Below are 26,234 nucleotides of genomic sequence, written 5' to 3'. Positions count from 1 at the left end.
CCCGTTAGATACAGATCTGCGAGCAAAACGTCATACACCGGCGCGGGCGTTTACCGCACCGCTCACCCAAGGAAAGGCACATGATCGACTTCAACAATAAGGGCTTCTTCAAGCTCAAGCAAAACAACGAATACGCCGAGCGCGTATCGTCCCTGCTGCTGGATGATGAACAGGTGATCGATTCCTACAAGGCCATGCGTGATGGGGTGGTGTTCACCACCAAGCGCATCATCGCGGTGAACGTGCAAGGGATTACCGGCAGCAAGAAAGACTTCACGTCCCTGCCGTACAAAAACATCGTCGCGTATTCGGTGGAAACGTCCGGGACGTTTGATCTGGATTCGGAACTGGAAATTTACTTTTCGGCGGTGGGGAAAGTGAAGTTTGAGTTCACGGGGAAGACGTCGATTGTTGAGATATCGAAGCTCATCTCCAAACACGTCCTCTGACCTGCCGAGGCCATCAAATGCCTAACAAAAGACCTCGAAGAACGAGGTCTTTTTTCGCATACAGGTAAATATTCCCGGATGGACCCAATCAAATGTGGGAGCTGGCTTGCCTGCGATGGCGTCCTCCCACACCCCGCAAAACCACTTACTTGCTCAACAGCCCCATTCGGCAACATCCCATTCGCCAAATCATCCACCACCGCTTTTGCCATCTCCCCCAAATAATGCGACGCCCACGCATAGCGATCGGCGCCCTTCTCCATGGCTGCATCCAACGCCAACATCTTTGAACAGTGGAGCAAGACAGAAGCGTGCTCCAAGGCATCGCGAATCGGCACACCGGAGTTGACGCGAAAAAGATGGTGGAAATCCGGCGAAGCGCCGCAGGTGGAAAAGGTGATGACACCGAGGGTTTTGTTGAGAGGCGGGTTGATCATTGGCCACCCCCGGTACGACGCGACGTGGTGCTTGCAGAACCGCAGATGTACAAACAGACAAAAACGCTCATTGGCTTTGCTCCCATTTTTAAGAAGAGCTGCCTCATTCGTTTCCAGGCAAATGGGTGGCAGCTGTACGCAGGCTGGAAACCGGGGGTAATAGGCAAACCCGGCAGACCCGAAGGTCTCCCACGCACAGCCGCCATAGCACGGGTATGCTGGCATATGCCAAGAAGCATCTGACCGGCAGATGCAGTCCATCTGACACTATCTCTACAACATCACCTCATAAGGCCCAAGAAACTTAGTAGTCTGCACCAACCCCTGCCGCATCAACATCTCCAGGTAATTCCCCGCATCCATCGGCGGCCCCTCCAGCGATCGCCGCTGTTCGTCAGTAAATGAGGACAGTGGACGAATTTACTTACTCGTCGTACTGCGGGGCACGGAGGCCATGATTGGGAATATCGTAAATTTGCTGCTCGCAACGTGCAGCGCGATTGTCGCTGTTGATCTGATGACTTTTCCCACACTTCCTATCGAACAACGAGAATTTCAGGTTCTTCTCCGCTCTCATAGGCTCACTTCCTTGCACAGGGAAGTGAATCGTCATGACAGAGCGCGCGTATCCAATTACCGAAGAAGAGCAGCTGAAGCGACGAATTCTGACGCCGCAACCTAAGCAGATTCCGTATTCACCGTTCATTGATTTGTATGAAGCGCCTCCTGCGCTCATGCCTGAACCCACAAGGATTCCAGGCCATGTATTCGCCAAGTCCTGCCAACTGCCCGACGGGATCATCAGCTACAACAACCCCACCGGCTATGTGCCGCTTGAGCTGATCAAGGATTACGGCCACTTCACGCTCTTAGGCGGGCGGGAGGTCGACAGCCAAGGCGGCGTGTCCCTCAGGAAGATCAGTGGCAGTGCCCTGCCCGCTGGGCTTGGCCAGCTTGTATTGCGCACAGCGGTATTGGAATCCGCCGCTGCGGCAGTCGGCGCCGCCGCTGGTGGTTTGCTTGCAGGGCTGGTGGCGCTGGCCTGGCCGTCGGAGCTTGGCGACAGTGCGCTCTATAGCGAAGAGCAGCTTCGTAACCTGCAAAAAGCCCGCTCGCGGATGCGGTTGCATATCGAGCAACGCGCCGACGGGACGCTGAAGGGGTATGGGTTTTACACCGGTAAAAATGCCGACTGGCAGATGATCGATGTGGTGCATTTTCAGAGTCGTCACAGTCAGTTCGTGGCAGATCTTGGCGAGGGTGTAGAACTGATTTGGACGCCGGCCATTGATCCTGGCGACACCCTTGGCATTCCGGCATTGGAGGCTGCACCGCAAGCGCCGGTGATGTGGATTTATCCGCCGACGGAGGCTGCCGAGCAGATTTTGGTTAACCCGATTTATCCGCCGGAGTATCGGGATTTTATTCTGGTGTTCCCGGTGGAGTCGGGGGTTCGGCCGCTGTATGTGGTGGTTAACGAGCCACGAAAGGGGCTTAAAAACCCGGACCATGATTATTTCCCGGCCCCCAACGCTGCAGACATAACAGGCTTTCCAGGTCTGATAGACCAAAGACCCGTGACACCGAGGAAAGGCGGTAGCGGCTTACGCGAGCGCTGGATAGATGCCAAAGGGAGGAAAATATTTGAGTGGGATTCCAAGAAAGACGAATTAGAAGTCTACCGGAACAGTGACCTTGTCCACCTCGGCGCCTTCGATCCATACACCGGCGAACGTCGAGGTCGAGCAAAACCCGAACGCCGCATATATAGATAGAGTGGAAAACACATCATGGTTATGAAAGTCAGATTGCGTTGGTACGACAAGCAAAGCAATTACGTGAAGGCAGATGAATACTCGGCAGATATTGATGACGCGGAAAGCTTTTTTGAAACACTAGGGTTGAGTCAAGAAACGGCGATATATGCGGACGTGTTCAACGTTCGCCCAAGCTGGATAGCGACTATCCAACCGCATTTCCAGCACGTAATTGAACCCGTGAACTTCGATTACCAAATCTCTTTCAGCTACCAAGGCACATGGCCGCCCCAAGCCTCCAAGGAACGATAAAGGAACCCAATGAAAAAGCCCCCTCTCTACCGCTCAGTCAACACCCGGACGCACAACGTTCGTCACGGAAGTTGCCGCACCTATAGGCAACAACGCCATAGCAAAGGCGAAAAGAATTCCACGCAAAGCCGTGGCTCGATGCACAGCCATCACCGGCACGGCTTCGATTACACGCCTCTATTCAGGTTTCTACTGTCAAAGGTCGGTCACCCATGGGATGCGATTTTCAGCGAAGCCAATGCCCGCCTGGACAGCCCGGATCCTGTGTTCTGGATGGTGGCCCTGCATGAAAGCGAAAAAAGCGAGTACGTGCGAACGGACGAGTCTACCTATTACAGCGGCTTGTACGTCGACGAGACTGGCCTGCTGCAAAAGGTCAACCCGCAACTGACACCCGCATTCATGAAGCCGTTTTGCAACTGCTGCACCCACACCTTCAACGGTGTGGTATTCCCACCGATCCCACCCCACCGTCGCTAAAACTCAACCGCGCACACAACCCACCCACCTCCCGGTTATACAACTCCAACCGCCCCCCAATTTTCCCCACGATCATCTGCACAATCGCCAACCCCAACCCCGCCCCATTCGCGTTCCCGCGGCTATAAAACCGCTCGAACAACCGCCCGATCTCCCCTTCATCAATCCCCGGCCCCGCATCCTCCACACACAGCTGCACCACTCCCGCCTCCGTTCCCCGCACCAACACCCGCACCTCACTCCCCGCCGGCGAGAAGTTCAGCGCATTGGTCACCAGATTTTGCAGCGCAATCGCCAACGCCACCGGGTCCGTTTCTATCCAGCATTCCTCATCCCCTTCCAGCACTAACTCAACGCCTTTCTCCATCGCCAGAGGCGTCAGTTCCGCAAGCTCTTCGCGCACCAACTCCGTCAGCGCCACGCGCACGCGAACGGTGTTGTTCAACTGCGGCTCGATGCGCGCCATGGTCAGCAGTTGGCTGCCAATGCGCGTCGCCCGGTCCACGGCATTGACCAGAAAATCCAGCGCCTCTCGTCGTTCGTCCTCAGTCCCGGCGCTCTGGGCGTTCTGTGCATGAATGCGCAATATCGCCAACGGCGTGCGCAACTCATGCGCCGCATCCGCAATAAACCGTCGCTCGCGCTCCAGCAGGTCGTCCACCTGCACCAGCAGGCGGTTCAGCGCGGTGTGCATCGGTTCCAGGTCCGTGGGCAATGGCTCAAGCTGCAGCGGTCGCAAGGTCTCGCTGTCCCGCCCGCGTATGGCCTGGGCCATGGCGCGCAAGGGTTTGAGGCCCCAGCCAATGGTCAGCCAGATCAACAGCGCCAGCAGGGGCACGCCAATCAGGATCGGCCAGAGGGTGTGGCGGATGATGCGCTGGATCACGTCCTGGCGAATGTCATCGCGCTCGCCCACCCAGATCAGCAGGCCTTGTTGCATGTCGGCAAGCATGAACGCGCACCAGTCGTTGCCGTTTTCCATCAGGTCGTGGGGCCCGAGTGCGGTGGGCGGTGTTTTGAGGATTGGTGCGTCGGTGGAGCGCACCAGCAGTTGGCCGTCGGTGCGCCATACCTGGAAGGTCAGGCGGGTTTCGTAAGGATGCGCGACGCCGTCCTCGCCGACGCGACTCATGGCTTGGTCGAAGGCTTGGTAGAGGCGGTCCCAGTCGGCATCGCCGGGGTCGCGCTGGCGCAGTACGCCTTGCAGCAGACGGGCGCTTTGGGCGAGTTGGGCGTCGTAGACTTGTTCGATTTCGTGGTGGCTGTCTCGCAGCACAAGCCAGCTGATCAGGCCATCCCCCAGCAGGATCAGCACCAACACCGGGATGAGGATGCGTGCGCGGACCGAGTTCATGGCTTGAGTTTCACCACGTAGCCCACGCCGCGCACGGTGCGGATCAATTCGGTGGAGAGTTTTTTGCGCAGGTTGTGGATAAGTACTTCGAGGGTGTTGCTTTCGACGCGGTCCTGCCAGCCATAAAGCGCGCGCGACAGGCGTTCACGGGTGACGACTTTGCCGGGGCGCACCATCAGTTGATGGAGCAGTTGGTATTCCATCGGCGTAACCACAATGTCCTGGCCCTGATAGCTGACCTGTTGGGTCGCCGGGTCCAGGCTCACGCCCGCGTGCTCCAGCAATGGTTGCGCCCGGCCCTGGCTGCGGCGCAACAGGGCGCGTACGCGGGCCTTGAACTCTTCGACGTCAAAGGGTTTGACCAGGTAATCATCGGCGCCGGCATCCAGGCCGGCGATGCGCTCGGCGGTGCCGTCGCGGGCGGTGAGGATCAGCACCGGCAGGTCGTATTGCTCGGCACGCAGGGTTTGCAAAAGCGTCAGGCCGTCAAGGCGCGGCAGGCCGAGGTCAAGCAGCAGCAGGTCGAAGCTTTCGCTGCGCAACGCGTGCAAAGCGCTGACACCATCCTGCAACCAGTCCAAGGTGTAGCCTTCGGCGCCCAAGGCCACGCGAATCCCTTGGCCGAGGGCACGATCATCTTCGACTAGGAGCAAGCGCATAGCGGACTCTCTGTGGGAAACATCGGCATCATGACGGGTTCTTGTAAACGCCATTTCGGGAAAGATGTTACGGGCCGTTGCCAACTAAGCTTTCGCTAAGGTTGGTTTTGCACAGTGAAACTTCCTATGCCTGTTGAGAGAGTTTCTGTGCGCAACACGCCTTTTTTCGACAAATTTTCGATACGCGCGCTTTTAACGATCTGCAGCCTGCTACTGGTGTTTACTACTGCCTGGACCAGTCATCCACCCCATGTGTTGGCGCCATTTGCGCAATCGGTTCAGGACACGTCAAACGCCACGGCCGCCCCGCAATACAGCAGCCGCTTCGTCTCCTCGCAGCTCAATGACTTTGTGCATTCATCCTCTGTAACCGCCCTGCCCGGCGGCGACCTGATGGCCGTGTGGTTTGCCGGTTCGCGCGAAGGCGCCGCCGATGTGCAGGTGCGTACCGCGCGCTTTGACGCCAAAAGCGCCGAGTGGGGCCCGGAGCAAGTACTCGCCACCCGCGAAAGCACCCGTGACGGTACCCACCGTTACATCCGCAAGCTGGGCAACCCGGTCATCGCACTGGGCCCGGACAATCGCCTGTGGATGTTTTACGTCTCGGTGTCGGTAGGCGGCTGGGCCACCAGCGCGATCAATGTGATGGTCTCGGACGACCTGGGAACGAACTGGTCGGCCCCTCGGCAACTGATCACCTCGCCATTCTTCAACATCAGCACACTGGTGCGCGCCGCGCCGGTGTTCCATGCCGACGGTTCCATCGGCCTGCCGGTGTACCACGAGCTCATGGGAAAATTCGCCGAATACCTGTACTTGAGCCCCGACGGTGCGGTGGTCGACAAATTCCGTATCAGCCGTGGGAAGAATTCGCTGCAACCGACCATCGTCCCGCAGGACGGCCAGCGCGCCATCGCCATGCTGCGTTACGCCGGCGAGACCCATCACCGGGTCCTCGCCAGCCGCACCGAAGACGCCGGCCAAACCTGGAGCGAGCCTTACCCGCTGGAGCCATCCAACCCCAACTCCTCGCTGGCCGCCGTCAGCACCGAAGGCGACGGATTATTGGTAGCCCTCAACGACCTGCAGGACGGTCGCTTCAAGCTCAGCCTGTACGGCACCGATGCCAAGCTCAACCAATGGCGCACCGTAGCGGAGCTGGACCAATCCCCCGACCCGTTGGGCCAACCGTTCTCCCCCGAGGCCTACAAGGAAATCATCGGCGAAGGCTTCCGTGAATCGAGCGGGGCCCGGCGCCTGCCGCTGGAGCAACGCTTCCTCAGCAACCTGGATTACCGGGTATGCAAACCCCGTGGCTGCGATTTCGAATACGAGTACCCGTACTTCAGCCGCAGCCCGGACGGCATGTACCACTTGGTGTACTCATGGAATAACACCTTTATCAAACACGTCAGCTTCAACGAAGCCTGGCTGTCGGAGCGCCTGTGATGGTTTCTGTATGGCAAGCGCATTTGAGTTTTGTGCTGTTGGGTTTTGTGCTGTTGAGCCTGTTGCAAGTCACGGCGCGCTGGCGCCCATGGCTGCTGCCGGTGTTGGTGGTGGTGAGCTTTATCCCGGTCAACGAACTGCCGTTGGCGGCCTATGTGCGCAGCTTCACCGATGACTTGGCCATCAGCACCCTGATGCTGTTGGTGTGGGTCAGCCTGTGCCGATTGGGTGTGGTGCAGCCGCTCCAGCGCCCGCAGAAGGTCCAGGTACTGCTGCTGTTTGGCGCCCTGGGCCTGGTGCTGTACCCGGCGACGATGGGCCTGACGTATTTCGACCCCTACCGCTGGGGTTTCAACCCTCGGCCAATGATTGTGCTGATTGGCGCGGCAGCGCTGTTGATGCTCTGGCTGCGTAATACGTTGGCGGTGTGGATGCTCGCGGCGGGCACCCTGGCGTTCGCGCTGCGGTTCAAGGCATCGGAAAACTACTGGGACTATTTGATCGACCCACTGCTGACGGGCTACTGCCTGGTGGCCGGGTTGTGGATGCTGGCGATGGCTGCCTGGCGCCCTCTTTTAAAACAGCACAGAGGTCAATGATGGGATGGTTGCACTCGCGCCGCCTGCGCTACGGCGTGGGCGCGATCGGTTTGGTTTTTGCGTTGCTGGCGGCATTGCGGCTGGTGTTTGTAGTGGGATTTTCCGGGGTCGGTCTCAAGGAACCCGCACTGCTGGAAACCGTGGGCATCGGCCTGCGTTTCGACCTGCGCCTGGCCGTGCTGATCCTGTTGCCCCTGGCCTTGCTCGCCTGGCTGCCGCGCTGGAACCTGCTGACCGTTCCCGCGCTGCGCTGGCTGGCACGGGGTTATCTGCTACTGGCGCTGGCCGCCGTTGGGCTGGTGTACATCATCGATTTTGGCCACTACGCCTACCTCGGTGTGCGCATCAATGCCACGGTGCTGCGTTACCTGGAAGACGCGCAGATTTCCCAACAGATGGTGTGGGAAACCTACCCGGTGCTGTGGATAACCTTGAGTTGGCTTACGGCAGTCAGCCTGTGGACCTACGCTCTGGTTCGCCTCGAACACATCACCCTGGATGGCGAACGCAAACCCATCGGCAAATTGGCCATTGCCTCCGTGGCCACCGTCGGCGTGATCGCCATCTTGCTGGCCCTGCTTGGCCGCGTCGCCAACCTCAATTTCGAAAACCCGGTGCCGCTGCGCTGGAGCGACGCGTTCTTTTCCGGCAATAACCAGATCGCCGCCGTGGGCCTCAACCCGGTGCTGTTTTTGTATGACACCCTCAAGGTTGGCCAGTCGCAGTTCGACGAGGCGCGGGTGCGCGAGCACTACCCGCAAGTCGCCCATTACCTGGGCGTCAGCCAACCCGATCGCGAGCAATTGAGCTTCGCCCGCGAACAAGCCGTGCAGCCTTACCGACTCAAGGGCGAGCGCCCGCCAAACGTGATTTTCGTCATGCTCGAATCCCTCGGCACCAGCGCCGTGGGTGCCTACGGCAACCCGCTGAACCCCACGCCGAACCTCGACAAACTGGCGAAGGAAAGCTGGTTCTTCAAACACTTCTACGTGCCCGTCACCGGCACCGCCAAAACCGTATGGGCGAGCATCACCGGCGTGCCCGACGTCACCCGCCAGGAGACCGCCACCCGCAACCCGCTGATCACCCGGCAACACACGTTGATCAATGCTTTCGAGGATTACCAGAAGCTCTACATGATCGGCGGCAATGCGGGCTGGGCGAACATCAACGCGCTGATCCGCCAGAGCATCGACGGCGTGAAGCTGTATGACGAGAGCCACTGGCGCTCGCCGCGGGTAGACGTGTGGGGCGTTTCCGACCTGGACCTGTTCAAGGAAGGCGACGAACTGCTGCGCGCCATTCCCAAGGACCAGCCGTTCTTCGCCTACCTGCAAACCTCCGGCAACCACCGCCCGTTCACCATCCCCAAGGACAACGACGGCTTCGTGGTGCATGACCTGACCGTGGAGCAAGTGCAGGCAGCAGGCAGCCGCAGCGTCGAGCAATACAACGCCGTGCGCCTGCTGGACTTCAACATCGGCCGCCTGATGGAAATCGCCAAGGCCGGCGGTTACTACGACAACACCATCTTCGTGTTCTTCGGCGACCACAACACCCGCATCAGCCAGATACCGCACATGGCGCCGGCGTTCGAGCAGCTTGGGCTGGAAAGCAACAACGTGCCGATGATGATCCATGCACCCGGCCTGCAACCCCGGGTGATCGAAGAAGCCGTGGGCCTGGCAGACCTGTTGCCGACCGTGGCCGGCATGGCGGGCATCCCGTTTCGCAATGGCGCGATGGGCCGCGATATACAGCAGCCTGCGCCGGAAGGTGAACGCGTGGTGCCGCTGGTATTGCGCGAGGGCACGTTCCCGCTGATCGGTGGTGTAACCAAAGACTTTTTGCTGCAAATGGAACACGACGGCAGCTCGCCCACCCTGCATGACCTGGCGTCACAAACGCCGAGGGAAGACGTGGCCCTGCAATACCCCGAAGAGTTTCAGCGGTTGCAGGGTTTGACGCGTGGGATGCATGAAAGTGCGCGGTTGATGTTGTTCCGCAACGTGCGCTGAAGCATGTTTGAAAGCGTGCGGGAGAAACGCCGCAGCGCTCTTGAGGAGTCGGTAGGGGCTGGTTCACGACACTGCGCGAGCTGGCCCCACACCTGCGCCTAGCGTCCTCCGACAAGTTGTTCGCTGAGCGTCCACAGCCGTTGTGCCAACCCGGCATCCACCGCCCACGGCCGCACACCCAGCTGTTCTTCCGATTGCGCACTCACCGCGACCGCCACATCAGCGTTCTCACAATAAACCCCGCCCATACCCGCCAACTGCTCGCTCACCGCGCACCACACACTGGTGGCCGCGCCCTGCTCCGGGGTTTTCATGTTTCGTTCGGGGTCGATCACCGGTTGCCCGTGTTCGTCTACATAGCCGCAAGCCTGCAAGACCTCAGCCTTCATATGCCGCACCAGATCGGTAATGATCCCGCCGGGATGCACCGCAAACGCCCTGACCCCACTGGCCGCGCCGAGTGAATCCAGATGCACGGCGAACAGCGCATTGGCAGTCTTGGACTGACCGTAGGCCTTCCATGGATCGTATGCCTGGCGCTCGAAATTCCAGTCGTCAAAGTCGACCGCGCCGTGCACATGCCCTCGCGATGACAACGCCACCACCCGCGCGCCTTCTGCACGTTGCAGGGCCGGCCACAGGCGCTGGGTAAGCAGGAAGTGCCCGAGATGGTTGGTGGCGAACTGAGACTCGTAGCCTTGGCCATTGCGGCTCAACGGCGGTGCCATGATGCCTGCGTTGTTGATCAGCAGGTGCAGCGGGCGGCCAGTCGCCAGAAAGCGCTCGGCAAACTGCTCGATGGAATGGGCATCCATCAGCTCGAGGGATTCGAGTTGCAGCTGTGGATAAGGTTTGAGCGCTGCGCGTGCCTTGGCCGGGTCACGGGCCGGGACGATCACGTGAGCGCCGGCAGCGGCCAGGGTGCGGGCGGTGACCAGGCCAATGCCCGAGTAACCACCCGTGACGATCGCCACCTTGCCGCGCAGCTCGATGCCTCGGATCACTTCGGCGGCGGTGGTCGCCGCGCCGTAGCCGCTATGGATCGGGTTTTGTGCTGTGGGCATGACAGAAGCCTCCATTGGACGTGTGGTTAACACGCTACGCTTGGAAAGCCGTACTCTGAATACTCAAAAAGCCCATTTACTTGCGTAAACGTACGAATATGCACAGCGACCCGTTTTCCGACATTCTCACCTTCGTGAACGCCCGATCGGTGATGACCGGTGGTTTCAGTGCAGGCGGCGCCTGGGCCCTGCGTTTTCCGGCGCCGGACAAGATCAAGTTTTTCGGGCTGGTTAAGGGGCAGTGCTGGCTATGGCTGGATGGCGAGCCGGCGCCGGTGTTGATCGAGGCGGGTGATGTGTTCCTGCTGTGTTCGCAACGCGCGTTCGTGCTGGCGGCAGATGTGTCGGTAGCGCCGTTGGACGCGCGGCAGTTGTTCGCGAACGCAGGCCGCTTCCCGCAAATCGGTGACGGCCAGGGTTGTGTGCAAATTGGCGGCTACGTGCAACTGGATCCGGAAAGTGGCGGCCTGCTGGCCAACGCACTGCCGCCTCTGATCCACGTGCGGGCCACGGCGCCGCAAGCGCCAATCGTGCAATGGCTGCTTGGCCAGTTGGCGCATGAGGGGCACGCCAATTTGCTGGGAGCGAGCCTGGCATCGGCGCAACTGGCGCAGTTGATGTTTATCCAGATCCTGCGGGCCTATGTCGAGACGTCGGGTGTATTAGCCGAAGGCTGGCTGCGCACGGTCAGCGACAAGCGCCTGGCACCCGCGCTGCGCTTGATGCACAACGAGCCTGGGAGTGCCTGGTCGCTGGACACCTTGGCGGCGGCAACCGCAATGTCGCGCACCACCTTTTCGCAGTACTTCAAGAGCGTCGCCGGGGTGCCACCGCTGGCGTACTTGACCGAGTGGCGCATGCGCCTTGCGCAACGGGCGTTGCGCGAAGGCAATCTGCCGGTTGGCGCGTTGGCGCAGTCGTTGGGGTACGGGTCTGAAAGTGCGTTCAGTAACGCCTTCAAGCGGGTGACAGGAAAGGCGCCGAGGCACTATCGGGATGCGTCCCGTCAATCAACCTGAATTACTGCGCCTGGAACGTCGCCAGGTACGCCAGCAAGTTGTCGATCTTTTCCTGGTCGCTGATCCCCCAGAAAATCATCCGGGTGCCGCTCACGACTTTTTTTGGCGCCTCGATATAGGCGGCCAGTTTGTCCCGGGTCCAGATCACGCCCGAATTCTTCATCGCATCCGAGTACTGGTAATCCGTGGTGGTGCCCGCCGGGCGGCCAATGATGCCGTTGAGCTGTGGCCCGAAACCTCCCCGGGCGTTTTCGCCGACACTGTGGCAACCGCCACAGGTTTTGCTGAACAACTTCCCCCCGGCTTCGGCATCGCCTTGCGCCGTGGCCTGGAGGCTGAAGACCCCACAGACGAAGGCAATGGTCAGTAAAGCGGCGTATTTCATGAATGGCTCCGCACAGGTCGCTCTCCCAACTGTCGCAGCAGATAGCCGTCCGGGTCTTGCACGATGTCGAACCCCAACTGGGTTACCCACAAGTCGAGGCTGCTCGTGAGGGCGGTCACGATGAGGTCGGGGATGAGCGGGTTACGGATAGACATGAGAATCCTTGGTTTGCCTTCTTGGCACGCTGCGACATGACACCGCGATTGCCCGGCGGCGCAACGCCAATACTACCAAATGACCACCCATCGCATAAAAAACATCCAATCGAACCTAATCAACCGCCCCCCACTCAACCCTACTTAACCCGGATGGTGGAGTAAGGATCATGGCTCAGCCATCGATATTGGTACTGGAAGACGACGAAATCATTCGTGCGTTGATGATTGATGTACTGGAAGATTTCGGTGCGCGGGTGACGTCGTTTCCCTCCGCCGACGAAGGGATGACGTTCCTTGAGCGTGCCGATGATCCGGTGGACCTGATTGTCAGCGATATCCAGATGCCTGGCCTGCTCAATGGTTACGACCTGAGCAAGGTGGTAGCCCACCGCTGGCCATTGCTGCCGGTGGTGCTGACCTCGGGCAACACCACCATCGCATCCGAATTGGGCGCCAGCGTGCGCTTTTTGCCCAAGCCATGGAGCGCCAGGGGTCTTTTGGATTGCGTGCAATCGGCTTTGGTACAGGCCCCACCCTTGCATTGATAGCGTCGCGATATCAGTTGTAGCGAACTTCGCGGCAGCTCCTGCGGTCAGTTAATACGCAACCCTATATGGCCAGCAGGCCCCCAGTTCGAGTTCACTGAATGCATTCACAGGCCCATGACGTTGGTGCGCCCCCCGTGCTTGAAGCGTTGCGCTCAGGTACCGCTTTATTGCACGTCGCCCTGGAAAAACGCCTGCCGTTTTTCTCCCCGCAACTGGATTACGACGGTTATCGACGCCTGGTCCAGGCCTATTTTGGGTTCTACAGTCCGCTGGAAGCAGCGCTGTACGAAAGCGCCCTGATCCCCGAAGGATTCGATCAGGTGCTGCGCCTGAAAACACCCACTTTGCTGAAGGATCTCCACGCCCTGGGCTTGGATGACCCAGCCATCGCCGCCCTTCCCCGCTGCCTGTCGCTACCGCCCCTGGACACGCCCGCCGCTTGTCTGGGTGCGCTGTACGTGCTGGAAGGCGCCACCCTGGGCGGCCAGGTCCTGCGCCGTGAAATGGCCCATCGCCTGGGGCTGGATGCCGACAACGGCGGCGCGTTTCTCAATGTGTATGGCGCCGAAACCGGTCGGCGCTGGAAAGACTTTCTCGATTACCTGAGCCATGTGCCCCTCGACGCGCACGCCAAACTGCGCGCCGTGAACGCGGCCCGCTCGACATTCAGCTGCTTTGAGCAATGGCTCGACAGCCAGGAGGTATTGCTATGAACCCCGAAGATTTTGCAGAGCTGCTTGCCAACTGTGCAGACGAGCCGATCCGCTTTCCGGGGGCCATCCAGCCCCACGGTGCGCTGCTGACCCTGGCCGAGCCGGACCTGCACATCATGCAGGTCAGTGCCAACGTGGCCGAGTTGTTCAACCACTCTCCAGCATCGCTGCTGGGCCAACCGCTGCACACCTTGATCGGCATTGAACCGGCCGAAGCCATCCAGGCCATGGTCACGCAGAACAGTTTCTTCGATGCGCCACCGCTGCATGTGACCCTCAACGGCGCCGAGTTCGAAGGCTTGCTGCACCGCCATCAGGACGTGCTGGTGCTGGAGTTCGAACCTCGGCTCAAGGATTTCCAGCCTCAGGCGCTCAATGGTCGAACCAGCAACCTGGGCAAGATGCTGCAACGCCTGCAATCGGCGAAATCCCTGCAGGCCTTGTACGAAATCAGCGTGAATGAAATCCAGGCCATGACCGGCTACGACCGCGTCTTGATTTATCGCTTCGAAGAGGAAGGCCACGGCCAGGTGATCGCCGAAGCGTCTGCACCGTCGATGGAATTGTTCAACGGCCTGTTCTTCCCCGCGTCCGACATCCCCGAACAGGCCCGCGAGCTGTACCGCACCAACTGGCTGCGGATCATCCCCAACGCCGATTATGAGGCGGTGCCGCTGGTGCCCCGGTTGCGCCCAGACACCGGCCAGCCCCTGGACCTGAGCTTCGCCACCCTGCGCAGCGTGTCGCCGATTCACTGCCAGTACATGAAGAATATGGGCGTGCTGTCGTCCATGAGCATCTCGCTGATGGCCGGCGATAAACTCTGGGGCCTGATCAGCTGCGGCAACCGCCAGCCGTTGCTGGTGCCTAATGACCTGCGCACCACCTGCCAGACCATCGGCCAGGTGCTGTCGTTGCAGATCAGCGCCATGCAAGCCCTGGACCTGAGCCGCCAGCGCGAAGAAAAGGTCGAGGCCCTGGCCTTGCTCAGTCAGGCCATGCAGGCGTCGCCCGCCAACGTCTTCGATGGCCTGGCGCAGCGTCCCGAACTGCTGATGGACCTGGCCCTGGCGGGCGGCGTGGCGATCATCGAAGACAAACAACTGCACCGCTACGGCAACTGCCCGGAACCCGCTCAGATTCGCGCCCTGCACAAATGGCTGCAAGAGACCGGGCAGCCGGTATTTGCCAGCCATAACCTGGCCTCGATTTATCCGCCGGCGGTTGACTATCAGCAGGTCGCCAGTGGCGTGCTGGCCATGAGTTTGCCCAAGCCGGTGGACAATGGCGTGCTGTGGTTTCGCCCTGAAGTGAAGGAAAACATCAATTGGAGCGGCGACCCGAATAAACCACTGGGCCTGGAAAGCACCGACGCAGGCCTGCACCTGCGCCCACGCACCTCGTTTGAGATCTGGAAGGTGGAAATGGCCGGCATCTCCACCAAGTGGAGCCACGGCGACCGCTTCGCCGCCAACGACCTGCGCCGCTCGGCCCTGGAAAATGACCTGGCCCGCCAGGTGCTGCGCGAGCAACAGGCCGTGCGTGCGCGGGATGAACTGGTGGCGGTGGTTTCCCACGACTTGCGCAACCCGATGACCGTTATCTCGATGCTCTGCGGCATGATGCAAAAGACTTTCAGCTCCGAGGGCCCACACACCTCGCGACGGATTTCCTCGGCCATCGACACCATGCAACAAGCCGCCGGGCGCATGAATGTACTGCTGGAAGATTTGCTCGACACCTCGAAGATCGAAGCCGGGCGCTACACGGTCAAGCCGGTGGCGCTGGATGTAAGCCAGATGTTCGAAGAGGCCTATTCACTGCTGGCGCCGCTCGCGATGGAAAAGGCCATCGACCTGTCTTTCAATGCCGAGCCAGGGCTGCAAATCAACGCGGACCCGGAGCGACTGTTCCAGGTGCTGTCGAACCTGATCGGCAACGCCATCAAGTTCACACCACGCCAGGGCAATATTGGCATCAGCGCATTGAGCAACGGTGAAGATATCGTGTTTTCGGTGCGTGATTCCGGCGACGGGATTGCACCTGAACAATTACCGCACGTGTTTGATCGCTACTGGACCCAAGCCGAAAACAACCCTACCGGCAGCGGCCTGGGGCTGTACATCACCCAAGGCATCGTGCAGGCCCATGGCGGGCGGATCGAGGCGCAGAGCGAATTGGGCCGGGGCAGCGAGTTTCGGTTTACGGTGCCCAAGCCAGCTTGAAACCGCCACCGGTTGAGACGGCGAAGCAAATGGAAACCCGATGACCCGGAACGCTGTACCGGGCCACCGCCACAGATCAGGACGTACTCAGAGGGAGCTGATGCGCAACGCAACCTTCCCGTTTAACAAGAGGTACACCCATGATCGTTGGTAACGTTTTCCATAACCAAAGCCTGATTCAACCTTATCAAGCCGTTCAGCCGGTTCAGCCGGTTCAACCCGTCGAGCCCGTCCAACCGTCCTCCCCATCCAAGGAAGAGCCGTCGGGCAAAAAACAAGGCGGTGCGTTAAGCGGCTTGGGCGGCAGCTTGCTCTGAGCGTACATGCCCTGCTAAACCGGTAACACCACCACGGCGGCCAACCCGCCGCACGGGCGATTTTCGAGCGTCAGCGTCCCACCGTGTTCCAGCACGATCGCTCGTGCCGTGGAGAGCCCCAAACCGACACCGCCCGTACTTTTATTGCGGGAGCCTTCCAACCGAAAAAACGGCACGAACACCTGTTCGTGCTGCTCCTGCGGGATGCCCGGGCCACGGTCCAAAACCCGTACCGTCACTCTCCCTGCGCCCGCTTGCAGTTGAATCTTTGGCGCCAGCCCATAGTGGATCGCATTGTCCATCAGGTTGGTCATCACCCGTTTCAGCCCCAGCGGCCGGCCGAAATAGACCAGCCGTGGCGGGCCGTTGAAGGTGATGTCGGTACCCTGGTCGCGGTAGTCATCGATCAGCGTCTGCAGCAGCTCGGCCAAGTCCAGTTGGGTGGCTTGTTCCAGGCGCGCATCATCGCGAAAGAACTCCAGGGCGGTGTTGATCATCGCCTGCATCTCGTCGACATCCCGGAACAGGCGATGCTGCTGGTCGGCATCCTCGATAAATTCGCCCCGCAGGCGCAGGCGGGTCAGTGGCGCACGCAGGTCATGGGAAATCGCCGCAAGCATCTGGGTGCGGTCCTGGATGAAGTGTTGCAACTGCGCCTGCATGCCGTTGAACGCTAGAATCGCCTGGCGGATTTCATGGGGCCCGAGCGGCTCGATGGGCGGCGCACGAAAGTCAGCGCCAAAACGCCGCACGCCCTGGGCGAAATGCTGCAACGGCCGGGCCAGGCGCCGAGTGGCGACCAGCGTGACCAGCGCGGTGGAAATCAGCACCATGACCAACACCACCAGGCCTCGCGGGCCTTCCGCCAGGCCCCAACTGCGCGACGGCGCGCTGAACATCAGCCAGGACTGATCTACCAGTTGCACCACCAGCGCATAATGCCCGCCGGGGCCTGCCCAGTCGGACGGTTCATAGGCTTCCATATGCCGTTCAGGCCCCTTGAGCAATTGCCTGAACACTTGGTCGGAATGAAAACCCGGGTCGGCCAAGACCGGTACATCAATGCCTGCGCGGGTGGCCGACCAACTCACACTGAAACTGTCATCGCCCACCGCCTGCGTCAGTGGTACACGCTGGGCCGGCTCTGCCGCCTCAATCATCCGTACGATCACCGCGACCTTTTCCAGCAGCCCGGTTTCACCCAGCGGCGGCCGGGCCCAAACGCCCGCCAGTTGCGAGAACAGCGCGTTGAAGGCCAGCGCGGTAAGCATCGCCACCAGGATGGTCAGGGCGATCCAGCGGGCTACGGTGTCCCGGGGTTTGAAGCGGCTCATGAGCGGCTCACCGCGACGGTGAACTGGTAACCGCCGTTGCGCACCGTGCGAATCATCGCCGGGCGCTTGGTATCGAACTCCAGCTTGCGTCGCAGGCGGCTGACCTGCACGTCGATACTGCGGTCGAACGCGTCATGGCTATGGCCACGCGCCAGGTTCAGCAATTGCTCGCGGGTCAGCACGCGCTGAGGGTGCTCGACAAATACCAGCAGCAGGTCGAACTCGCCGGACGACAGCGGGATCATCACCTGGTCTGGCGAACGCAACTCCCGGCGCGTCAGGTCCAGTTGCCAGCCGGCGAAGCGAATCAGCGGCCGCGAAGTGTCACCCGGGGCGAGCCGACTTTCTCCGGCGCGACGCAGTACGGCGCGCACCCGGGCGAGCAGCTCACGGGCATCGAAGGGTTTGCTCAGGTAGTCATCAGCGCCCATTTCCAGCCCCACCACGCGGTCACTGAGTTCTCCCATGGCGGTCAGCATGATCACCGGCGTCGCGTATTGCTGGCGCAGGCGCTGGCACAGCAACAGGCCGTTGTCTCCCGGCAACATCAGGTCGAGGATGATCAGGTCGGCAGGCGCACGCTCCATGGCCACCCACAGGTCGGCCCCATTGGCGGCGGTCTCGACCGTGTAGCCGTGTTGCAGGAAAAATTTCTTCAGCAGGGCGAGGACCTCAAGGTCGTCGTCCACGATTAAAAGATGGCTCACCGGCGGGCATCACTTGGTCTTGTCGATGCGCCATCTAAAACCATTCGACGCGGCCCGTCATATATTTCAATCGTGCAATAAAGCAGAAATCTTTGTGCAAGCCACGCCTGCGAGCATCGGCCTCCTTTTCCCGGAGACTGAACCCATGCGCCCGCTGACGTACCCCCAGCACCTGGCTCGCCAGGTGTTGTTATTGCTGACAGTGTCTTACCTGACAGGCTGCGCGAGCCCTGCCAACGTGGCCAGTACCACACGCTGCGCACAGGTTTCCTATCCGGTGTATGACCCCGCCGAGCCAGTCAACCGGGGCGTCTTCGCCTTCAATCGTGCGGTGGACGACTACGCCCTTGCACCTGTAGCCCGTGGCTACCGATACCTGCCGGACTTTTTCCAGCAGGGTGTGCATAACTTCGCCAGTAACTTCAGCGAGCCCAAGGTGTTTATCAACGACCTGTTGCAGGGCAACCCACAGCGCTCGATCAACACACTGGGACGTTTTGCGGTGAACACCACCGTAGGGATCGTCGGGCTGATCGATGTCTCGGACCCGCTGGGCATCCCTCGTCACACCGCCGACTTCGGCCAGACCTTTGGCGTGTGGGGGATTGGCAACGGGCCGATCGTCGAACTGCCCTTGCTGGGCACCGGCAACAGTCGCGACGCGGCGGGCAAAGTCTTGAACTTCCTGGTGGCGCCGCTGGGCGACAGCGATACTGTGCAAACCCTGGGCACCCTCAGCCTGGTGGGCGGTACGGTCGATACGCGAGCGTCATTGCTGCCGCTGACTGACAGCCTGCAAAAGTTGCCGGACTACTACAGTGCGCTGCGTAACGTGGTGGCCGAACACCGCGCGGCCTTTGTGCTGGAGGGCAAGCAGGGAGCGACGTCGCCCCAGGCCGATAGTTGCGCAAAAGGAGCCGGCGATGATTTCTGACTCCAGCTCACTGGTACTGCAACATCGGGTTCGCAAACGCGGGGCCAACGCCCTGCTCTGCCGGGAAACCCGCCTGAGTGTGTCATCCGAACAAGGCCGCCTGGTGCTCAGCCGGTATGTCGAACAGTACAGCCCGCAGGGTGTGCGTTGGGTCGAGCGCCAGCACAGTGTGGCGCTGGGGGATGTACTGCGCTGGATGATTGCTGAAGGCGAGCCCTCTGCCACCCGGTCATGATTTGAGATGAAAGGTTTATAGCTCGGGCTCGCGAGGGCCGCGTAACTTGCCGCTTTCCCGGCTATCGCGCCTTAACAAAACACTGACATTGAATGCGCTACCTTTTCGGCCCAACCTTGCCCAGAGCCGTTGCCTTGATGCCTCACCCCGACTCACTTCCCGCTGTACTCGCCGGCCCATTGCTGCGGCGCCTGGAACCCCGGCGCCTGGTGATGTGGCTGGTAGGAAGTCGCGCCCTGGCGTTGACCCTGAGGCTGCAAATTGCCGAAGGCGAAACGCTCGATATCGAGCTGGACGCCAGCCGCTGCCAAGTGGTGCCCGTCGGACGCCAGGCGTTTATCCACCTGATCGACGTACCGCTGGCCGACGCCCTGCCCCATGACGTGAGCATCGGCTACGACTTGCTCGTAGAGAATGCCGGCATCGCCGAGTGGGCACCGCACCTGCTCTACCCAGGCGAACAAAGCCCGAACTTCGTCCTGCACAGCCGCATCCACCAACTGGTGCACGGCTCGTGCCGCAAACCTCACCACAGCGCAGACGAAGGTTTGCTGTGTGTCGACCGGCTGCTGGCCGACTCGACCACTGTCGAAGAGCGCCCGGCGTTGTTGATGATGAGTGGCGACCAGGTCTACGCCGACGATGTCGCGGGGCCGATGCTGCGGGCCATTCATGCGCTGGTTGCCCGCCTTGGCCTGTTCGACGAGCACCTCGACGGCGCCGTCGTCGACAACAGCGCAGCGCTCTACGAGCACGCCGCCAGCTACTACCATCGCGCCGACCTGTTGCCCGCCCTGGAGAGTAACGAGACCCTGCGCGAGCGTTTCTTTGGCGGTGTGAAAAAACCGATTTTCACCAGCAGCAGCGCCGACAACCACTTGGTGACCTTCGCCGAAGTCATAGCAATGTACCTGCTCGCCTGGTCGCCCGTGCCGTGGGGCCTGGTTAACCCGCGAGCGCCAAGGTTGCGCGCCGAAGAACAGGTGCGTTACGCCCATGAGCAGGTGCAGATCGACAAGTTTCGTGCAGGCCTGGACGGCGTGGCCAGGGTATTCGCCCACCTCTCCTGCCTGATGATTTTCGATGACCACGACATCACCGACGACTGGAACCTTAGCGCCCAATGGGAAGAAACCGCCTACGGCCATCCATTTTCCAAGCGCATCATCGGCAACGCACTGCTGGCTTACATGCTCTGCCAGGGTTGGGGCAATAATCCGGATGCGTTTGACACGCTGCTGGGCAAAACCCTGGCGTTGGCTACACAAACCCATGACAACTATCTGGATACTGGCGCTTTGGATGAGCTGGTGGAGGCACTGCTGAAGTTCCAGCAATGGCACTACGTACTGCCCACAACGCCCGCGCTGGTGGTTATCGACACTCGCACCCGGCGCTGGCGCAGCGAGTTCAACCTCAAGCAACCCTCCGGCCTGCTGGACTGGGAAGCCTTGAGTGAACTGCAACAGGAACTGCTGGATCACCCCTCGGCGATCATCGTTTCACCTGCGCCTATCTTTGGCGTCAAGCTGATCGAGACGGTGCAAAAGGCCTTCAGCTGGTGCGGCTATCCGCTGCTGGTAGACGCCGAAAACTGGATGGCCCATCGCGGCGCGGCGCAGGTGATCCTCAATATCTTTCGCCACTCACGCACCCCGGGCAACTACGTGATCCTGTCGGGGGACGTGCATTACTCGTTCGTCTACGAAGTGCTGATCCGCCATCGCAACGCCGGGCCGAAGATCTGGCAGATCACCAGCAGCGGCATCAAGAACGAATTCCCCCCACGCCTGCTGGAATGGTTCGACCGCCTCAATCGCTGGCTCTACTCACCGCACTCACCGCTGAACTGGCTAACCCGGCGCCGGCCCATGCAGGTTGTGCCGCATATTCCGGAACACGCCGAGGCGGGTGAGCGCCTGTGGAATAGCGCCGGGATTGGACAGGTGTTTTTTAACCGGCAAGGGCAGCCAGAGGCGATTTATCAGCACAATGCCAATGGGGCACCGCGCACGAAGATGGTGGCGCCGGAGTGAGTTTTCCTACCCACGCCAGACAACCTTCCGATGTGATTCCCGGAAGCTGCTGAACACGCAGTTTCTCTTGCCATTTTTCGCAATATTCCAGTCTCCATTGTTTACAGCGCAACGTGCGACGCTTTGAAAAAGCATATTGGTTCCGACTTTGATGAATTCCTTAACGAACAGGGGCTCATTGAAGAGGTTTCAGCCGCAGCATTGAAGCGTGTGATCGCCTGGCAACTGGCTGAGGCAATGAAAGCCCAGCGCATCAGCAAAAAAGCACTGGCCGAGCGCATGCACACCAGTCGCACCGCAGTGGACAGAGCGCTGGATCAGAACGATGCAGGCATGACACTCGCCACCCTGGCAAGCGCCGCACGGGCGTTGGGACAACGGGTTGAGGTGCGACTTGTGCCGAATCCGAACGCAACGCCGGCAATGATTTGAAGGCTGACCAGACCGCAGAACGAAACAAGCGATGCCACAACAAATAGTAGCCTTTAGCCATGCCCCAACTAGACCAAAGCCCCCCTTTCTAAGCGCCGAAGCGCCGTTGTACAGTACCGCCAGCCACGGAGTATCGGCGTCAACTTAGACTGGCCATCGGAGCCAGTCCACGCAGGGAGCGCGCAATGGACGATACATCCGGCAGCGAATCGTCGACCAACGACTTTTCCGAGCTTAACGCCGACGTGCTGCACGCCATCATGGAGTTGGTCAGCGACGGGATCTGGGACTGGAACGCCAACACCGGCTTCGTCTACCGCAACCCCGGCTGGTACGAAATGCTCGGTTACGCCCGTCACTCGCTGGAAAATAGCGTATTCACTTGGGAAAACGTGATTCATCCCGAGGACTACCCGCAGGTGATGGTGTTGTTCGACGACTACATCAACCGCCGTACCACGCACTATCAAGCCGAATACCGCTGCCTCAAAAAAGACGGCTCCTACCTGTGGATCGAAGACCGCGGCTACGTGATCGCACGTAACCAGGACGGTTCGATCGGCCGCATGGTCGGTGTCCACCGCAGCATCCAGGCGCGCAAGCACTCTCTCGAACAATTGGAACGACGCAACCAATCCCTTGAAGCCCTGGTGGCCGAGCGCACCCGCGAGCTTTCGCGGGTTAATCAACAACTGCAGTTGCAACTGGACGAGAATCGCTCCCTGGCCGAACGCGATGCCTTGACCCGCGTCGCCAATCGTTACCGCCTGGAGCGCGTGCTGCTGGAGGAGTGCGATCGCGCCCAACGCTTTCGCTCGCCGCTGTCACTGATTGCCATGGACATTGATGACTTCAAGCCTATCAACGACCAGCACGGCCACGCCGTCGGCGATGAAACCCTGATGCGCGTGGTGGAATGCCTGGAAGCCTGCAGGCGCCCTGGCGACTTGCTGGCGCGTTGGGGCGGCGATGAGTTCATGGTGATCGCGCCAAACAGCACGCTGGAAACCGCGCGGCAACTGGCCGAGGGGATGCGCACTGCACTCAAGGACTTGCCCGCCGTGGGCCAATTCAAGGTGACGTTGAGCCTGGGCGTGGTGGAGCGACGCAACGAAGAGTCCCCCGCCTGCCTGATGGCCAGGGCAGATCAGGCGTTGTATCGCTCCAAGGCGGCGGGCAAGGACACCGTGTCTGAGTAAAGCCTTCAGCGAACCGGCGGCGCGTACTGGATGCCGCCGTTGCTCCACAGGGCGTTGAGGCCGCGCTTGATCTTCAGCACACTGCCCTGGCCGATGTTGCGCTCGAACACTTCGCTGTAGTTACCCACTTGCTTGACGATCTGCACTACCCAGTCCTTGCGCAGTTTCAGGTCCTTGCCGTAGTCACCGTCTGCGCCCAGCAGACGGGCGACATCCGGGTTTTTGGTGGACCTGGCCTGCTCTTCGACGTTCTCGGAGGTGATGCCCATCTCCTCGGCGTTGAGCATGGCGAACAGGGTCCACTTGACGATGCTGAACCACTCGTCATCCCCCTTGCGCACCAGTGGCCCCAGCGGTTCCTTGGAAATAACCTCCGACAACACCACGAATTCGTCCGGATGAGCCATCTTGATTCGCTGGGCGTACAAGCCCGACTGGTCGGTGGTCAGCACGTCGCAGCGGCCGGCTTCCAGGCCCTTGGCGCTTTCGTCGGCGGTGTCGAAGGTGATCGGTGTGTACTTCATGCCGTTGGAGCGGAAGTAGTCAGAAACATTCAGCTCGGTGGTAGTGCCGGCCTGGATGCAGATGGTCGCGCCGTTCAGGTCCTTGGCGCTCTTGACCCCAAGTTTGGTGTTCACCAGGAACCCGATGCCGTCGTAATAGGTCACGCCGGTGAACACCATGCCCATGCCGGCGTCACGGGAACTGGTCCAGGTGGTATTGCGGGAAATCAGGTCGATCTCGCCGGACTGCAGCGCTGTGAAACGCTCCTTGGCGGTCAACTGGCTGAACTTCACTTTTGACGCATCACCGAACAGTGCCGCCGCAACGGCGTGGCACACGTCCACATCGATACCGGTCATCTTGCCGTTGGCGTCCGGCACGCCAAAGCCCGGCAACCCATCACTGACGCCACACTGGATAAAACCCTTCTTCTGGATCGCATCCAGGGTCGCCCCCGCGTGTGCGCTTGCGGCCAGCCCGAATAGTGCTGCGGCGGTGAATGCCGCCAACGTGGACTTCATGTGTTTCATGCAAGGCGCTCCCTGTCGGTCTTTATTATTCGGCGCCGCAAACCCGCGCCGGTTTATAGTGTTGCCGGTCAGTATCGACGGCTTTACTCCTTGGCCACAAACGACGTTTAGGCAAAGGCTCCTTCCGATTTGGAATGAACTCCTCATGATATCGAAACGCTTGACCCCTTCGATGACTGCCCTGCAATGCTTCGAAGCCGCCGCCCGCCACCTGAGTTTTACCCGCGCGGCCGAAGAGCTGCACCTGACCCAAAGTGCGGTGAGCAAGCAGGTGGCGCAGTTGGAAGAAATGCTCTGCCACCCGTTGTTCCAGCGGGTGCGCCAGCGTTTGTACCTGTCGCCGGCGGGCGCTTTGTACCTTGCAGAGGTGCGCAAAATCCTCAACCAGGTGGATATTTCCAGCCGCTACATCCTGACCTACGGCGGCGAAACCGAAGTGCTGCGCATCGCCACCCAGCCGACCTTCGGTGACCGCTGGCTGGTGCCCAAACTCAAGGATTTTGCCGCGCTGCACCCCACTGTCCATCTGGACGTACGTAACGAACTGGAGCCGTTCGACGTGTTGCAGGCCAAGGCGGACATTGCGTTTTTCTTCGGCCAGGGATCGTGGCCGGGGGCGACCTGCATCGAGCTGTTTCGCGAAGCCGTGGTGCCGGTGTGCGCCCCCGGCTTTGTCGCCGCCGGCAGCGACGCCTCGTCCCGCCACACGTTGCTGCAATGCACCTCGCGCCCTGAAGCCTGGCACGCGTGGTTTCTGGAACAGGGCCTGCATTCGCAAAACAGCTACCACGGGCCGCGCTTCGACACGTTCTACATGTGCATTCGCGCAGCGCAATCGGGGTATGGCGTGGCGTTGGTGCCGCAGTACCTGGTGGCCGAGGAATTGGCGAGCGGCAGCCTGATGATCCCTTGGGATTACACGATGCCCAGCGCCGGCGCGCATTTTATCGCGCATGCCGAACATGCCGGGGAGATCCCGAAAGTGAAGGCATTTTTGAGCTGGATGGTGGAGTACACCACAGCACATCGCGACTTTTAATAATGACCCGGCGACTTTATTTCGTTTGCGGCGCAGGGCGGCTCACGGCTTAGATAAAAGGACGCATCCTATTCTTGAGTCCCGGATCCATGAGCCGCGAAACCATCAGCCAGTCGATTTCCGTTGTCCACCCCATCAGCCTCAGCCACGGCAAGAACGCCGAAGTCTGGGACACCACGGGCAAGCGCTACATCGACTTTGTGGGCGGCATCGGCGTGCTCAATCTGGGCCATTGCCATCCGCGTGTGGTCGAGGCAATTCGCGAGCAGGCGACCAAACTCACTCACTACGCTTTCAACGCCGCACCTCACGCGCCCTACATCGAATTGATGGGCCGTCTTACCGCGTTCATCCCGGTGGACTACCCGGTCAGCGGCATGCTCACCAACAGTGGCGCGGAAGCTGCGGAAAACGCCTTGAAAATCGTGCGCGGCGCCACTGGCCGCACAGCTGTGATCGCCTTTGACGGTGCATTTCACGGGCGTACGCTGGCCACCCTGAATCTCAATGGCAAGGTCGCGCCGTACAAGCAAAAAATCGGCGTGTTGCCGGGGCCGGTGTTCCACCTGCCCTTCCCCAGCCGCGACAACGGCGTGACCTGCAGCGAAGCGCTGAAGGCGATGGACCGCCTGTTCAGTGTGGAAATCGACGTTGACGACGTGGCTTGCTTCATCATTGAACCGGTGCAGGGCGAAGGCGGCTTCCTGGCCCTGGACGTGGAATTCGCCCAGGCGCTGCGCCGCTTCTGCGACGAGAAAAAAATCCTGCTGATTGCCGATGAAATCCAGTCCGGCTTCGGCCGTACCGGCCAGCGTTTTGCCTTCTCGCGGCTGGGGATTGAGCCGGACCTGATCCTGCTGGGCAAAAGCATCGCCGGCGGTGTGCCATTGGGTGCGGTGGTGGGTCGCAAGACATTGCTCGACAACCTGCCCAAAGGCGGCCTCGGCGGCACCTACTCCGGTAACCCGATTGCCTGCGCGGCGGCCTTGGCCACCCTGGATGAAATGACTGACGAGCACCTGCAAGGTTGGGGCGCGCAGCAGGAAGAATCGATCGTCAGCCGCTACGAATCATGGCGTTCGAAAAAGCTCTGCCCATACCTCGGCCGCTTGACCGGCGTGGGCGCCATGCGCGGCATCGAACTCGCCAACGCAGACGGCAGCCCGGCGCCACAACAACTGACCCAACTGCTGGCACTGGCCCGCGAGGCTGGTTTGTTGCTGATGCCCAGCGGCAAATCGCGCCACATCATCCGCCTGCTGGCGCCGTTGACGATTGAGGCGGCGGTGCTGGAGGAAGGGTTGGACATTCTTGAGGAGTGTTTGGCGAAGCTGGCTTAAA

At 60.5% G+C, this 26,234-nt stretch carries 27 protein-coding genes and 1 pseudogene; 19 read left to right on the top strand and 9 right to left on the bottom strand.

Annotation, left to right across the window (positions count from 1 at the left end):
• The first annotated feature begins 80 nt into the window (after positions 1-80).
• Positions 81-449 carry a PH domain-containing protein gene (locus RGV33_RS05240; RefSeq protein WP_088427021.1) on the top strand — a complete coding sequence of 123 codons (369 nt, stop codon included), beginning with the start codon at positions 81-83 and terminating at the stop codon, positions 447-449.
• A gap of 149 nt (positions 450-598) precedes the next feature.
• On the opposite strand, the pseudogene RGV33_RS05235 reads toward RGV33_RS05240, so the two are convergent.
• A pseudogene (locus RGV33_RS05235) lies at positions 599-886 on the bottom strand (DUF3077 domain-containing protein); the annotation flags it as partial.
• A gap of 611 nt (positions 887-1,497) precedes the next feature.
• Here RGV33_RS05235 and RGV33_RS05225 point away from each other — a divergent pair.
• From RGV33_RS05225 to RGV33_RS05215, 3 genes are read left to right on the top strand one after another with little or no spacing between them, the layout of a single operon-like run.
• A complete protein-coding gene (locus RGV33_RS05225; protein ID WP_322143370.1) occupies positions 1,498-2,661 on the top strand; it encodes an S-type pyocin domain-containing protein in 1,164 nt (387 codons plus the stop codon).
• Between the two features lie 15 nt (positions 2,662-2,676).
• Positions 2,677-2,955, top strand: coding sequence for a colicin E3-like toxin immunity protein (locus RGV33_RS05220; RefSeq protein WP_322143369.1), 279 nt, complete (start codon positions 2,677-2,679; stop codon positions 2,953-2,955).
• A 9-nt stretch (positions 2,956-2,964) separates the two neighbouring features.
• Positions 2,965-3,435 (top strand): hypothetical protein, encoded by a 471-nt coding sequence (locus tag RGV33_RS05215; RefSeq protein WP_322143368.1) that lies wholly within the window; start codon positions 2,965-2,967, stop codon positions 3,433-3,435.
• Here RGV33_RS05215 and RGV33_RS05210 read toward each other — a convergent pair.
• A complete protein-coding gene (locus RGV33_RS05210) occupies positions 3,392-4,789 on the bottom strand; it encodes a sensor histidine kinase (protein WP_322143367.1) in 1,398 nt (465 codons plus the stop codon). The genes RGV33_RS05215 and RGV33_RS05210 overlap by 44 nt on opposite strands.
• Positions 4,786-5,448 (bottom strand): response regulator, encoded by a 663-nt coding sequence (locus RGV33_RS05205; protein ID WP_322143366.1) that lies wholly within the window; start codon positions 5,446-5,448, stop codon positions 4,786-4,788. Before RGV33_RS05205 ends, RGV33_RS05210 begins: the two co-directional genes overlap by 4 nt.
• 180 nt (positions 5,449-5,628) lie before the next feature.
• Here RGV33_RS05205 and RGV33_RS05200 point away from each other — a divergent pair, with 180 nt between their 5' ends.
• Genes RGV33_RS05200 through RGV33_RS05190 form a run of 3 tightly spaced genes read left to right on the top strand, consistent with a single transcriptional unit; the run spans position 5,629 to position 9,514 of the window.
• Complete coding sequence (locus RGV33_RS05200; protein WP_322148620.1) at positions 5,629-6,897, top strand: sialidase family protein; 1,269 nt, start codon at positions 5,629-5,631, stop codon at positions 6,895-6,897.
• Complete coding sequence (locus tag RGV33_RS05195) at positions 6,897-7,496, top strand: hypothetical protein (protein ID WP_322143365.1); 600 nt, start codon at positions 6,897-6,899, stop codon at positions 7,494-7,496. Before RGV33_RS05200 ends, RGV33_RS05195 begins: the two co-directional genes overlap by 1 nt.
• On the top strand, positions 7,496-9,514 hold the full coding sequence (locus RGV33_RS05190; protein WP_322143364.1) for an LTA synthase family protein: 2,019 nt from the start codon (positions 7,496-7,498) through the stop codon (positions 9,512-9,514). The genes RGV33_RS05195 and RGV33_RS05190 overlap by 1 nt, the downstream gene beginning before the upstream one ends.
• A gap of 98 nt (positions 9,515-9,612) precedes the next feature.
• Here the strand turns inward: RGV33_RS05190 and RGV33_RS05185 are convergent, their stop codons facing one another.
• A complete protein-coding gene (locus RGV33_RS05185; RefSeq protein WP_322143363.1) occupies positions 9,613-10,578 on the bottom strand; it encodes an oxidoreductase in 966 nt (321 codons plus the stop codon).
• Between the two features lie 80 nt (positions 10,579-10,658).
• On the opposite strand from RGV33_RS05185, the gene RGV33_RS05180 reads away from it, so the two are divergent.
• Entirely contained in the window at positions 10,659-11,597 is a 939-nt protein-coding gene (locus RGV33_RS05180; RefSeq protein ID WP_322143362.1) for an AraC family transcriptional regulator, read from the top strand.
• Position 11,598: 1 nt separating this feature from the next.
• On the opposite strand, the gene RGV33_RS05175 is transcribed toward RGV33_RS05180, so the two are convergent.
• Both RGV33_RS05175 and RGV33_RS05170 read right to left on the bottom strand, forming a co-directional pair.
• Positions 11,599-11,982, bottom strand: coding sequence for a cytochrome c family protein (locus tag RGV33_RS05175; RefSeq protein ID WP_322143361.1), 384 nt, complete (start codon positions 11,980-11,982; stop codon positions 11,599-11,601).
• Complete coding sequence (locus RGV33_RS05170; RefSeq protein ID WP_322143360.1) at positions 11,979-12,137, bottom strand: hypothetical protein; 159 nt, start codon at positions 12,135-12,137, stop codon at positions 11,979-11,981. Before RGV33_RS05170 ends, RGV33_RS05175 begins: the two co-directional genes overlap by 4 nt.
• Before the next feature lie 170 nt (positions 12,138-12,307).
• Between RGV33_RS05170 and RGV33_RS05165 the strand changes: the two genes are divergently transcribed.
• From RGV33_RS05165 to RGV33_RS05150, 4 genes are all read left to right on the top strand, one after another.
• Entirely contained in the window at positions 12,308-12,685 is a 378-nt protein-coding gene (locus tag RGV33_RS05165; protein WP_322143359.1) for a response regulator, read from the top strand.
• 101 nt (positions 12,686-12,786) lie between these two features.
• Complete coding sequence (locus tag RGV33_RS05160; protein ID WP_322143358.1) at positions 12,787-13,401, top strand: biliverdin-producing heme oxygenase; 615 nt, start codon at positions 12,787-12,789, stop codon at positions 13,399-13,401.
• On the top strand, positions 13,398-15,626 hold the full coding sequence (locus RGV33_RS05155; RefSeq protein WP_322143357.1) for an ATP-binding protein: 2,229 nt from the start codon (positions 13,398-13,400) through the stop codon (positions 15,624-15,626). Before RGV33_RS05160 ends, RGV33_RS05155 begins: the two co-directional genes overlap by 4 nt.
• A gap of 140 nt (positions 15,627-15,766) precedes the next feature.
• Complete coding sequence (locus tag RGV33_RS05150; protein ID WP_322143356.1) at positions 15,767-15,943, top strand: hypothetical protein; 177 nt, start codon at positions 15,767-15,769, stop codon at positions 15,941-15,943.
• A gap of 14 nt (positions 15,944-15,957) precedes the next feature.
• Here the strand turns inward: RGV33_RS05150 and RGV33_RS05145 are convergent, their stop codons facing one another.
• Positions 15,958-17,277, bottom strand: coding sequence for an ATP-binding protein (locus RGV33_RS05145; protein ID WP_322143355.1), 1,320 nt, complete (start codon positions 17,275-17,277; stop codon positions 15,958-15,960).
• Entirely contained in the window at positions 17,274-17,984 is a 711-nt protein-coding gene (locus tag RGV33_RS05140) for a response regulator (RefSeq protein ID WP_322143354.1), read from the bottom strand. Before RGV33_RS05140 ends, RGV33_RS05145 begins: the two co-directional genes overlap by 4 nt.
• A gap of 145 nt (positions 17,985-18,129) precedes the next feature.
• On the opposite strand from RGV33_RS05140, the gene RGV33_RS05135 reads away from it, so the two are divergent.
• The 5 genes from RGV33_RS05135 to RGV33_RS05115 all read left to right on the top strand — a co-directional run bounded on the left by RGV33_RS05135 (position 18,130) and on the right by RGV33_RS05115 (position 22,820).
• Positions 18,130-18,918, top strand: coding sequence for a VacJ family lipoprotein (locus RGV33_RS05135; RefSeq protein ID WP_322143353.1), 789 nt, complete (start codon positions 18,130-18,132; stop codon positions 18,916-18,918).
• Complete coding sequence (locus tag RGV33_RS05130) at positions 18,908-19,153, top strand: hypothetical protein (protein WP_322143352.1); 246 nt, start codon at positions 18,908-18,910, stop codon at positions 19,151-19,153. The genes RGV33_RS05135 and RGV33_RS05130 overlap by 11 nt, the downstream gene beginning before the upstream one ends.
• A gap of 137 nt (positions 19,154-19,290) precedes the next feature.
• A complete protein-coding gene (locus RGV33_RS05125) occupies positions 19,291-21,189 on the top strand; it encodes an alkaline phosphatase D family protein (protein WP_322143351.1) in 1,899 nt (632 codons plus the stop codon).
• Positions 21,190-21,312: 123 nt separating this feature from the next.
• Positions 21,313-21,621, top strand: coding sequence for a Fis family transcriptional regulator (locus RGV33_RS05120; RefSeq protein ID WP_322143350.1), 309 nt, complete (start codon positions 21,313-21,315; stop codon positions 21,619-21,621).
• 185 nt (positions 21,622-21,806) lie between these two features.
• Complete coding sequence (locus tag RGV33_RS05115; protein ID WP_322143349.1) at positions 21,807-22,820, top strand: diguanylate cyclase domain-containing protein; 1,014 nt, start codon at positions 21,807-21,809, stop codon at positions 22,818-22,820.
• 5 nt (positions 22,821-22,825) lie between these two features.
• On the opposite strand, the gene RGV33_RS05110 is transcribed toward RGV33_RS05115, so the two are convergent.
• On the bottom strand, positions 22,826-23,854 hold the full coding sequence (locus tag RGV33_RS05110; RefSeq protein WP_322143348.1) for an amino acid ABC transporter substrate-binding protein: 1,029 nt from the start codon (positions 23,852-23,854) through the stop codon (positions 22,826-22,828).
• A 145-nt stretch (positions 23,855-23,999) separates the two neighbouring features.
• Here RGV33_RS05110 and RGV33_RS05105 point away from each other — a divergent pair, with 145 nt between their 5' ends.
• Both RGV33_RS05105 and RGV33_RS05100 read left to right on the top strand, forming a co-directional pair.
• Positions 24,000-24,893 (top strand): LysR substrate-binding domain-containing protein, encoded by an 894-nt coding sequence (locus RGV33_RS05105; RefSeq protein ID WP_322143347.1) that lies wholly within the window; start codon positions 24,000-24,002, stop codon positions 24,891-24,893.
• Between the two features lie 89 nt (positions 24,894-24,982).
• Positions 24,983-26,233 carry an aspartate aminotransferase family protein gene (locus RGV33_RS05100; RefSeq protein WP_322143346.1) on the top strand — a complete coding sequence of 417 codons (1,251 nt, stop codon included), beginning with the start codon at positions 24,983-24,985 and terminating at the stop codon, positions 26,231-26,233.
• Position 26,234 lies beyond the last annotated feature (1 nt).

Source organism: Pseudomonas sp. Bout1 (assembly GCF_034314165.1).
Taxonomy (GTDB): domain Bacteria; phylum Pseudomonadota; class Gammaproteobacteria; order Pseudomonadales; family Pseudomonadaceae; genus Aquipseudomonas.
The sequence above is the reverse complement of the archived record's forward strand: the minus strand, read 5'-3'. Positions and strand labels throughout refer to the sequence as shown.